Origin of the sequence: Tangfeifania diversioriginum (genome assembly GCF_900141875.1) — a bacterium.
GTDB lineage: Bacteria > Bacteroidota > Bacteroidia > Bacteroidales > Prolixibacteraceae > Tangfeifania > Tangfeifania diversioriginum.
In genome coordinates, this window is the sequence record NZ_FQZE01000056.1 from 1 (window position 1) to 11,229 (window position 11,229).

The window sequence follows — 11,229 nt, forward strand, 5'->3', positions numbered from 1 at the left end:
GCAATCAATATTGCCAAAGTGGAACATTGGTTGAGCCAACCAAAAGAGGCACGTAAACCATTTTCAATGACTGACATTAAAACCATGAACCACAACAGGTTACTGTTGCAACGATTTATTGACGTGTTCGGTGTTAATGCATACTCTGCTAAAAATCGAAACCATGTCAATGAACTTATATATTATGGCACTATTGCCGCTTAATTATTTAACGAAGTATTGCTGGTTCATGCATCCAATAAAATACCAAAACAAAAATTATCCCTAATGCTCAATGATAAGCGAACCTTATCATTATCCTTATTTTCAAAATGGCAACGGGAATTCCAGGGGAAATCCAAATCAATACCTCTGGCAAATTTTGTTGTACGGGCAGTTCTGACACACTTTTTCGTGAGGCGTTTGAGAATAAGTGGTTGTGGATGAATAAATTTCAGCCACAAGGTCGTGCATTTTGTCCCTGAACTCTTGTTCCAGTTCCTGAAAAGCAAAAGGTTTTGAATTGTATTTTATTTCGGGTGCGAACTTTTCATCGAACAACTTTCGAAGGCTGTAAATGGCCGGCTGAATTTCATCTTCAACATCCTTCTCATCTTTATAAACCAGGCTGTAAATCAGTGCCTGCAAAATTTCTTTTTTGGGCTTTTCAAGGTCGTGTTCAAAAAGTTCATCCAGCGCCTTAAATGTAAAACTGGTTACATTTCCGGTTTTGTAATCGATAACACGAACTTGCCCGTTTACTATATCGATGCGGTCGATTTTACCTCCCACTGAAACGGGTGTGATCTTGTTTTTCAAACTTATATTAAATCTGGTTTTATAATTTCCTTCCAGCGCCACCAGTTCGAATGGTGCCTGTTGCATGTCGATATCCAGCAAACGTTTTACAAATGTTTTGGTATTCTCAAAAATGAGAATTGTTTTCCCTTCCAGCTTTACTGTTTTGGCATCCGGGTCGCGCTGCTTAAAATAGTTCCTTCCAATCGCTTTTCGGATTTCATTTTCAACCCGGATTTTATCTTTCTGAATTTTTTCCAAATCCAGTTTAGTCACCACTTTGCCCACAAATGGTTTGTACAGGTTTTCAGCGGTTTCGTGAAAGATATTTCCAAACACAGGGCTGTCGATTTCATCTTTCATTTCATCAGGCTCGGGCAGTTGCAAAATGTAGCGGAAATAGAACCGCAAACTGCACTGCAACCAGGTGTTAATTGCAGTTGGCGACAAAGGTCTTTCTGCCGAATTTCGATCAAGTAAAACAGATAATTTTTCCGGTGATCCTTCCACAACGATTGGCGCGGCAGGATCGTTTGAAAACTGAAAATCGAGATTCACCATCTGCGGTTTTTGATTGGAATCGTAACGCAACTGGTAACCGTAACGGCTCAACTCACCTGTTCCAATCCCCTCCTTCAGCGTACTGTAGGTTGCCGAAACTGTTTTGGCCCGCTGAATCAGCCGGTAAAAATAGTAAGCGTACATGGCATCCTGCTCATCTATCCCGGGAAGCCCGAAACCTTTGCGGATATTAAAAGGAATAAACGACGGCGCCGTGAATTTACGCGGCCATTTGTTTTCGTTCAAACCCAAAATTATCAGGTTTTCAAAGTCGAGGCAGCGGGTTTCGAGAATTCCCATCACCTGCATTCCGCTCAGCGGCTCGCCTTCAAAAGAAACGGAAACCTGCCCCAAATACTGGTGGAACAACCGAAAAAATACAGCCTCGCTGATTTCGCGCTCCTGTTCTTCCTGAACACTCAGGATCACCGTTTTCAGCTTTTCCAAAGCCAGGTAAATGGAATAAATTAATTCAGGCAGCAACTGATTGTCGGGCTCAGCCTCTTTAATCATTCCGTAAAAACGCCCGAGAATTTCCAAAAACCAGGAGCTGTAATCCCCTACTTTTTCGGGCAGTGTAAAAATCAGCTTGTGCAAATCCGAAAAATCAATGATTTCGAGCGGAATTACAATCCGGTTTTCCTCTTTTATTTTCGAGAGGAACTCTTTTGTTTTTTCAGGCTCGGTGTTACTTAGCAGCTGGTGGTTCAGCACATCGGTAACAAACCGGTGGTAAACAACCGTTTTTTGCTCATTGTCTAATTTCCTGTTTTTCAGAAGATTGATAAGCAAAAGCAGAAAACCGTAAACCACCGAATTTTTCACCGGGTAGCCCATGGTCACATTCACTTTCCCAAATTCTTCGGGAATAGCCCCCAGCGCCGGGAAAAGCAATGACTCATCGGCCAGCACCACCGCGGTATTGTCGAACTCGTGCTTAAATTCCGATTTGATTTGTTGCATGAAACGCGGGATTTCCTGCGCCTGCCCATAATTGGACGATACCGCTGTAAGGCGGATATCTTTCCGCTTTTCAAAACCGTTTGCATCAGGTAAAAAGTTTGCAGGAGGCGGAAAGCGTTTCAGGTTTTCGCGCATAAACCAGCCAGCTTCGTTGTTTGGATCATCGAGGTAAAAGCGATCGTAATCCCACAAAAATTCAACCTTCCCCAGCTGCTTTAAATGTTTAAAAAACAACTTTTCACAACTGTTCAACGCATTCAAACCAACAATATAATATTTTGAAAAAGGAAACTGAAAATCGCCCGTTTCCAGATTTTCCACAACCTGCCGGTCAATCATTCCTCCAAATGCAGTTCCCCGTCTTTGCAGTTCAACTTTAAAATCACGGTACACAGGGTACAATTTCTTCCAAATGAACAGGAACTTTTCGTGATTGGCCTTATGGTGGGCAACGGCCATGCTGCCCCAAAACCTTGCCAAGGCCTCTTTTTGCTCATCGGTCAGGTAATCGAAATGCGCTTCAATTTCTTTCAAGTCGGCAATATTGGTGAACAGGTCTTTTGCATTGGCCAGGTACCGGTCAATGTCGTTAAAATCGGACAGCAGCACTTCGCCCCAAAAATAAAAATCGTCAAATGTTTCGGTCGTTTGCGTGTGTTTTTTAAAAACATCGTACAAAATGGAAATCAGCTGTAATTTTTCTCCCTGCTGCCAATCAGAATAACTCCCAATCAGTTCGTTAACCGTGGTTACTTTGGGGCCAATAACAGGATGAGACAACTGCTTTCCCAGGTAAGATTTAAAAAATACGCCCGAACGCCGGTTCGGAAAAACCAGGCAAATATCTTTCAGTTCGTCACCGTGTTTTTCATGAATATAGCCGGCACAGCGGGAGAGAAATCGTTCCATTTTGTTTAAAATTTCACCGAAGATAAAAATTCACCGGCAGAACAAAATCTTTCTCCGGCAATAAATTTTACTAATTTTACAATCCTGAGAATTCAGTAAAACTATTCAGCAATGAAAAAAACAATCTTCACCATTTTCATCATCCTGCTCACCATACAATTAGTGGCGCAAGACAGAATCAACGGATTGAACTTTACCACACGCAGTGAAGTAATCGCGCAAAACGGCATGGCCGCTACCAGTCAGCCTCTGGCCACGCAGGCAGCACTCGATATTTTAAAATCGGGTGGAAATGCCATTGACGCCGCAATAGCAGCCAATGCTGTTTTGGGATTGGTTGAGCCCACTGGTAATGGAATCGGCGGCGATTTATTCGCTATTGTATGGGATGCCGAAACGGAACAATTGTACGGGCTGAATGCCAGCGGACGTTCACCCTACGAACTCACCCTCGATTATTTCAAAGAAAACGGTTATGAAAGCATCCCGGCGCTAGGTCCTTTGCCGGTTTCTGTGCCCGGCGCTGTTGACGGCTGGTTTGAGCTACATGAAAAATTCGGAAAAATGCCAATGGAAAATGTCCTTTCGCCGGCCATTAATTATGCCCGCGAAGGTTTCCCACTCACCGAAGTAATTGCCTACTACTGGCAACGCAATGCGCAGATACTGAAACAATTTCCCGGATTCGAAGAAATTTTCATGCCGGGCGGAGAAGCCCCCCAAAAAGGCGAAGTTTTTAAAAACCCGTACCTGGCCAACACGCTGGAACTGATTGCAGCAGAGGGCCGCGATGTTTTTTACAAAGGTGAAATCGCTGAGAAGATTGTTGATTATGTGCGCGAACAGGGAGGTTTTTTAAGCATGAAGGATTTTGAAGATCACTCCTCCGAATGGGTGGAACCAATCTCCACCAATTACCGTGGTTACGATGTGTGGGAACTGCCGCCCAACGGACAGGGAACTGCCGTGCTGCAAATGCTGAACATTCTTGAAAATTACGATATTGCCGGGATGGGATTTGGCAGCACGGAATACATGCACCTGTTTATTGAAGCCAAAAAGCTGGCGTTTGAAGACCGCGCCAAATTTTATTCCGATCCTGATTTTAATGATCTCCCTATCGATGAACTCATCTCCAAAAAATACGGAAAAGAGCGTGCAGAACTGATCAATCAGGACCGCGCAGCGCGAAGCTATCCGGCGGGTGAACTTGAACAGGGGAACACCATTTACCTGACCACTGCCGATAAAGACGGCAACATGGTCTCGCTCATCCAAAGCAATTACCGTGGAATGGGTTCGGGCATGACTCCCGGCAAGCTGGGCTTTATTTTGCAAGACCGCGGCGAGCTGTTTTCGCTCGACGAAAACCACATGAATGTGTACGAACCGCACAAACGGCCGTTCCACACCATTATTCCGGCATTTATTACCAAAGACGGCGAACCGTTCATCAGCTTTGGACTGATGGGCGGCGGGATGCAGCCACAGGGTCACACCCAGATTGTTTGCAACATTGTTGATTTTGGCATGAACCTCCAGGAAGCCGGTGATGCGCCGCGTATTCGTCACGAAGGCTCAAGCCAGCCCACCGGCGAAAAAATGACCGACGGCGGAACTGTTTTCCTCGAAAGCGGGTTCGGTTACGATACCATTCGCGAACTGATTTCCAAAGGGCACACCATTCAGTTTTCACACGGCGCTTACGGAGGCTACCAGGCCATAATGCGGGACAATGAAAACAAAGTGTTTTATGGTGCATCTGAATCGCGCAAAGACGGACAGGCTGCGGGGTATTAAGGAAAATTGGCAACAGGAAAAAAGCAATAGGTAATTGGGCTGCTGCTTAATGGACGGTTTTTTCGTGTATTGAAGAAATTGAATAATCAGTACTCCGGTTTACCGGAAAAACTTTTTAAACTCGTGGTAATCTTTTACAATTTTTACATTGCGGGGCAAACCGGGTTGGTGCAGTTGAAGCTGCCAGCCGGTAATAAATATTTTCTGGTCAGTAAATAATCCTTTAAGTTGTTCAAGGTAGTTTTCCAAATCTTCTTTCAGAACAGAATTGATAAACGCGGTAAACACAAAATCAATTTTTACATGTTCCTGAATTTTGCTTAAATCCTGAAAGGGGACAAACTGCCCCAGATAAATAACATTGTACCCCATTTTTCGGGCCAGGTAAGAATAGAAAAGCAGGCTCATTTCATGCAATTCGCCTTCAGGGAGAAAAAACAGGATGGTGCTGTTGCGGGTATTGTCAATGCCCAGTTTGTCAATTTCTGCAATTAGTTTTTGCCGGAAAATACCTGACACGTAATGTTCCTGCGCCGGGAAAATGGAACCTACCTGCCAGAAAATGCCCACGCGTACAAAAAAATCGAAAAAGATTTTCGATACGGCATCTTCCAATCCTTTATCACCGATAATTTCGCTGGCAAGGTTGTAAAAACCTTTATTATCAAAATTAACCATGTGCAAAATCAGCCGGTCGATGTAATCTGATTCTGATGCTTTTTGTGCTGTAAGGCTTAATATATTTTCTGAAAGTTGATTTTCGCCCATGCGGGCAACTTTTGAAATTTTAAAGCCGTTTCTCACCAGCATCGAAACGTTCAGCATTTTCCTCAAATCGGCATCACTGTAGTATCGAATGTTGGTATCGGTTCGTTTCGGAATTAAAAGATTGTAACGTTTTTCCCATATCCGTATGGTGTGGGCTTTTATGCCCGACAATACTTCCAGGTCTTTAATCGAATATCCGGCTTCCTTCATTTTTCAATGTTTTGTCAATTAGCTTAATCAATAAAACAGCACCACCACAATTTTGTTTAAAGTTAAAAACATAAATTCTAAACAAATATTGTTTTATTCCCCAAAAGCCTGAATTCAAAATAAAGAATATCCTTCGGTAAAGGCCGATTCCAGAAAGGCTAAACTAATTCCTCAAAAGCTGCGAAAGCTTTTTCCCAGTCGAGTTTTGGCGAGGGGGAATATGTTTTTACATCGAATGAAGTTCTCACCACTTCCCTGATTTCATTGAGCGAACCAACAAACCCCATTGCCATGGCCTGCATCATAATATTACCGATAGCCGTGGCCTCCGTTGGCCCGGCCACTACCGGAATGCCAAGCGCATTGGCCGTTAGCTGGTTTAACATTTCGTTATTTGCCCCGCCGCCGATAATGTGCAGTTTCTCAATCCTGTTCCCTGTAACCGATTCAATTTGCCGGATGGTATATTTATATTTCAGCACCAGGCTGTCGTAAATGCAACGTGCAATTTCACCTTTCGATTCGGGGACCGGCTGATTGGTTTTTCTGCAATATTCCTGAATGGCACGTGGCATATTTCCCGGATTAAGAAATCCGGCATCATCAGGATTAATAAAGCATTTAAACGGCTCAGCCAACTGGCTAAGGTCCACAATCTCCTGCCAGCTTATTTCTTTCTCATCATCCCACACCCGTTTACATTCCTGAATGAGCCACATGCCCATAATATTTTTCAGGAAACGGGTAGTGCCTTCCGCGCCGCCTTCATTTGTAAAATTCATTTCCAGCGTTTTCTCCGACACCAGCGGCACCGGGCTTTCAATTCCCAGCAACGACCAGGTACCCGAACTCAGGAAAGCCCAGTTTTCACCTTCGGCAGGAACCGACACCACTGCAGAAGCGGTATCGTGCGAAGCAACGGCCACACAGGTCAGCTCGCCGCAGCCGGTTTGTTCGTCAATTTCGGGCAAAGCCAGCCCTAAAACAGTTCCCGGCTCAACAATGTCGCGGGTCAGTTTTTCAGGAATTCCGGCAGCTTTGAAAAGGCGAGTTTCCCATTCCGCTTTTCCCGGTTTTAGCAACTGCGATGTGCTGGCAATTGTGTATTCATTTTTTTGAACACCTGTAAACAAGTAGTTCAACGTGTCGGGCGTAAAAAGCATTCCTTCGGCTATTTTTAACGCAGGATCATTATTCAAAACCGATGAAAACAGCTGAAACAATGTATTGAACTGCAAGAACTGAATTCCGGATAATTTGTAAGTTTCATTTTCGGGCAGACTTCTGAAAAATTCATCCATCATATTATCGGTTCGATGATCGCGGTAAGCATAGGGCAAACCACTCAGCTGGCCGTTTCCTGTCACCAGCGAATAATCTACTCCCCAGGTATCAATTCCAAAAGAGAGCGGCTGAATGCCATGTTCATTAACACATTTTTTCAACCCTGCTTTCAGCGCTTCAAACAAATTAAAAATATTCCAGTAATAATGGTCGTGAATCCTGGACATTTGGTTTTTAAACCGGTGAATTTCGGTCAACTCTAATCTATTGTCTTTCAGCGCACCTAAAATTGCCCGGCCGCTTGAAGCTCCCAAATCGAATGCTAAAAAGTAGTTTTTATCCATTTCTGCGTTTTTTTATTGTTCACAAAATAACATTTTACGCCCGGAAATCCTATCCTGCTCCTTCATGAAAAATGAAATATCTGCAAAAACAAAGCGAGAACCATACCTGTTACTCTTTTTAGCTAAATAACTTTACAAACAGTATTGACTTTCTGGTTTTTTTAAACGAATTTTGTTATAGACTAAAAATCAATTTAATCATTCAAAAAAACTGTTGAAAAATGAAAACATTTCTCAAGAATTCATTCGCATTACTCATTGTATTTTTATTGGTTCAACCTGTGCACGGGCAACGAATTTTAAGAAACATCCGCAATAAAGTTCAGGAACGTGTTGAAAAAAAAGTAGAAGAAAAGGCGGAAGAAAAAGTTGACGAAGCCATTGACAAGGAGCTTGACAAATTAGAAGAGGCTATTGAAGAAGAAGCCGGCGAAGATTCAGCAAACAACCCCACGCGCGAAGAAAAAGATGCAGAACGGGCACAACGGATGCAAAATATCATGAAAGGAATGGGCATGTCGGGTGAGCCGGTTCCTGTTGCCGACAGTTATCAGTTTAAAAACAAGATACAAATGCACATGGAATCGTATGATGCCAAAGGCAACAAAGAGAGCGAGGGGGAATTTGTCACCCATTTTGATCCGGAAGCGCAGAACATGGCTTATGAAATGATATCGGGCGATGTGGGCAACACCGGCCAGGGGCTTTTTATCCTTGATGCCAAAAATGGGGCCACCATAATTTTAAGCGATGAAAATGGCGAGAAAACAGGCATTGTGTATGGCATGGGATCATTTTTCGAATCGATGGGCCAAAGCTGGGAGGAAGAAGCCGAACTGGATGAAACGCCGGAATCGTATCTTGCCAATCCCAACGTGGAAAAAACAGGCCGCACAAAAACCATTGCCGGTTATAAATGCGAAGAATACAAATATTCTGACGAAGAATCGGAATCGAATATTTGGATTACCAAAAATTTAAAACTTAACACCCGCGATTTTTTCAGCACGCTGTTTCAAACCAGCCTCTATTCGCACGGCATTCCGTGGGGCTACATGATGGAAGTAACTACCAACGACAAGGAAACCGGCGAAAAATCATTCATGCAGGTTACCGAGGTTGATGAAAACTCAAACAAACGCTTTGCATTAAATGAATATCAAATTACAAACCTGGGCTCCATCAATTTTTCCACTGATGAAGAAGAAAGCAAACCGGAGTAGGCAATGCATTTTATCCGATTACTCACTTTAACAATAATTGGCATGACTGGTGCCTTAAACGTTTATCCTCAAATTAGTTTTGGTGTTTTTGCCGATTGCCAGTACTGTGACTGTAACACTATGGGCAGTCGCTTTTACCGGAATTCAAAAGAGAAACTTGATGAATGCATAGGTCAATTCAACAGTGACAAAAATATAGAATTTGTAGCCGGACTGGGAGATTTGATTGACCGCGATTTCGAAAGCTTTAATGCACTGAAACCAATACTGGAAGAATCAAATTATCCTGTTTATCACGTTACCGGAAACCATGATCTTGCAGTTGACAAAGACAAACTCGATAAGGTTCCCCAGGCACTGGGATTGGGAAAAACCTATTACTCTTTTGAAAAAGAAGGCTGGCATTTTGTTTTTCTCGATGGTAATGAAATCACTTTAAATTCGGCAAACCCTGAAATTGTATCCAAAGCTGAAAAAATGCTTTCCGAACTGAAAAACAATGAACAACCCAATGCCAAGGACTGGAATGGTGGAATGGGCAGCGAACAAATCAGCTGGCTCCAAAAGCAGTTAAAACAAGCTGCTGCCAAAAACCTGAATGTGGTTGTTTTTTGCCACTACCCGCTCCTGCCGCAAGAAGCACATACACTTTGGAATCAGAAACAGGTAGTCGAAATTCTAAAAAAATACAACAATGTGAAACTGTGGCTGAACGGGCACAACCACGCAGGAAATTATGTAAAGCAGCACGGCATCCATTTTTTAACCATGCGCGCCATGGTGGAAACCGAAAACCAGAATGCGTTTGCACGAATTACATTAAATAACGACAAAATTGAAATCAGAGGATACGGGCAGGAACCCGACCGGACGTTAAACATTGAAAAAGTGGAGTGAATCAGCATTCATTTTGGCTGAGCGCTCCCAGTTACAATAGAATGAATATATTTGCTTAAAACTTAAACTATGGCAACAAAATTATTTATTAGCCTTCTATGCATCATATTTCTGACCTCTTCAGTTTCAAGCAGCTCCGCACAAACAGGTGATTTTAGTTCCGGGGAGGCCATTCATCTTTTTAACGGCCAAAACCTGGACGGCTGGTACACCTATTTGCAACACAGTGGAAAAAACAACGATCCGAAAAATGTTTTCACTGTCCGGGACGAAATGATTCGGATTTCCGGCGAAGAATGGGGCTGCATTACTACCAACAAATCATTTGAAAATTACCACATAGTTGTAGAATTCAAATGGGGCGACGACGTATTTCCCCCGCGCCTCGAAAATGCCCGCGACTGTGGACTTCTCCTTCATTCGCAGGGAGAAGACGGCAGCTCCTCCGGTATTTGGATGCACTCCATTGAGGCGCAAATAATTGAAGGCGGAACTGGTGATATAATTGTGGTGGGCGACGGCAGCGACCGTTTCAGTGTTACCGCCACCGTTGCCCCCGAAAAACAGGGGAACTCTTATGTTTATCAACCAGACGGTGAAGAAGTAACCATTAACTCCGGCCGTATTAACTGGCTGAAACGCGATCCCAACTGGAAAGACGAACTTGGGTTCAGAGGGAAAAACGACGTTGAAAAACCTGTTGGCGAGTGGAACAAACTGGAGTGCATTGCCGATGGCGACAAACTCACCACTTTCCTGAACGGACAGCTGGTAAATGAAGCCACAAATGTACGTCCGTCAAAAGGCCAAATCCAGATTCAATCGGAAAGCGCTGAAATATTTATTCGCCGCGTTGATTTGATACCGCTTGATTAACAGGTCTGCCGGAGAGTTACAGGCTTAACATAATACTAATTGCAGGGCTCCCTTATTTTTGCCGGTACACTTTTACGTAATCAATATAATATTTTTGCGGGAAGATGCTGTTATCAATTCCCGTTTTCAACGCGTGCATTTTAGCTGCAGTTTCTTATTTTCAATTACATCATTACTGTTTTTACTTTCAGCTATAAAAGCTGCAAAACATTGCCACGCCAAACATCAAATACTTCATAAAATCAATTTGCAACTAATCAGCTAAATTCATAAAATTGATGTATGCTGAAAAAAGGACAAAAATAGCCCCTACCTTCAGGTTGGGGTAAAAAAGATAATGTTCAGACTTTGGATTTTTGAAAAATTTGAAACATGAAAAATACAAATTTTTCAAAAATCCGGAATCCCTTTTTCAAATTCGGTTCCCCAGCCTGAAGGCCGGGGCTGTATTTATTGGTTGGTTCAAGATGAATGCAATAAAAAACGTTGAACTGATTAGGTAAATCAATTTTTATTCTTTCAAAAATCAATACTTCGTTAAATAATTAAGCGGCAATAGTGCCATAATATATAAGTTCATTGACATGGTTTCGATTTTTAGCAGAGTATGCATTCAC

At 42.9% G+C, this 11,229-nt stretch carries 8 protein-coding genes; 5 read left to right on the forward strand and 3 right to left on the reverse strand.

Annotated elements, in window-relative coordinates; genetic code table 11:
• On the forward strand, positions 1-204 hold a 204-nt coding region (locus BUC07_RS21190), incomplete at its 5' end, for a hypothetical protein (protein ID WP_217652614.1).
• A 138-nt stretch (positions 205-342) separates the two neighbouring features.
• On the opposite strand, the gene BUC07_RS19820 is transcribed toward BUC07_RS21190, so the two are convergent.
• Positions 343-3,210, reverse strand: coding sequence for a PD-(D/E)XK nuclease family protein (locus BUC07_RS19820; RefSeq protein WP_073173976.1), 2,868 nt, complete (start codon positions 3,208-3,210; stop codon positions 343-345).
• Positions 3,211-3,321: 111 nt separating this feature from the next.
• Between BUC07_RS19820 and ggt the strand changes: the two genes are divergently transcribed.
• Positions 3,322-5,010, forward strand: coding sequence for a gamma-glutamyltransferase (gene ggt, locus BUC07_RS19825; protein ID WP_073173978.1), 1,689 nt, complete (start codon positions 3,322-3,324; stop codon positions 5,008-5,010).
• A 99-nt stretch (positions 5,011-5,109) separates the two neighbouring features.
• Here the strand turns inward: ggt and BUC07_RS19830 are convergent, their stop codons facing one another.
• Both BUC07_RS19830 and rhaB read right to left on the reverse strand, forming a co-directional pair.
• A complete protein-coding gene (locus BUC07_RS19830) occupies positions 5,110-5,988 on the reverse strand; it encodes a MerR family transcriptional regulator (protein ID WP_073173980.1) in 879 nt (292 codons plus the stop codon).
• Between the two features lie 158 nt (positions 5,989-6,146).
• Positions 6,147-7,616 carry a rhamnulokinase gene (gene rhaB, locus BUC07_RS19835; protein ID WP_073173982.1) on the reverse strand — a complete coding sequence of 490 codons (1,470 nt, stop codon included), beginning with the start codon at positions 7,614-7,616 and terminating at the stop codon, positions 6,147-6,149.
• Between the two features lie 221 nt (positions 7,617-7,837).
• Here rhaB and BUC07_RS19840 point away from each other — a divergent pair, with 221 nt between their 5' ends.
• From BUC07_RS19840 to BUC07_RS19850, 3 genes are all read left to right on the forward strand, one after another.
• Positions 7,838-8,839: a DUF4412 domain-containing protein gene (locus tag BUC07_RS19840; protein ID WP_073173985.1), complete on the forward strand. Its 1,002-nt coding sequence runs from the start codon at positions 7,838-7,840 to the stop codon at positions 8,837-8,839.
• A gap of 42 nt (positions 8,840-8,881) precedes the next feature.
• Entirely contained in the window at positions 8,882-9,736 is an 855-nt protein-coding gene (locus BUC07_RS19845; RefSeq protein WP_073173987.1) for a metallophosphoesterase, read from the forward strand.
• A gap of 69 nt (positions 9,737-9,805) precedes the next feature.
• On the forward strand, positions 9,806-10,612 hold the full coding sequence (locus BUC07_RS19850; protein WP_073173989.1) for a 3-keto-disaccharide hydrolase: 807 nt from the start codon (positions 9,806-9,808) through the stop codon (positions 10,610-10,612).
• The last annotated feature ends 617 nt before the right edge of the window (positions 10,613-11,229 follow it).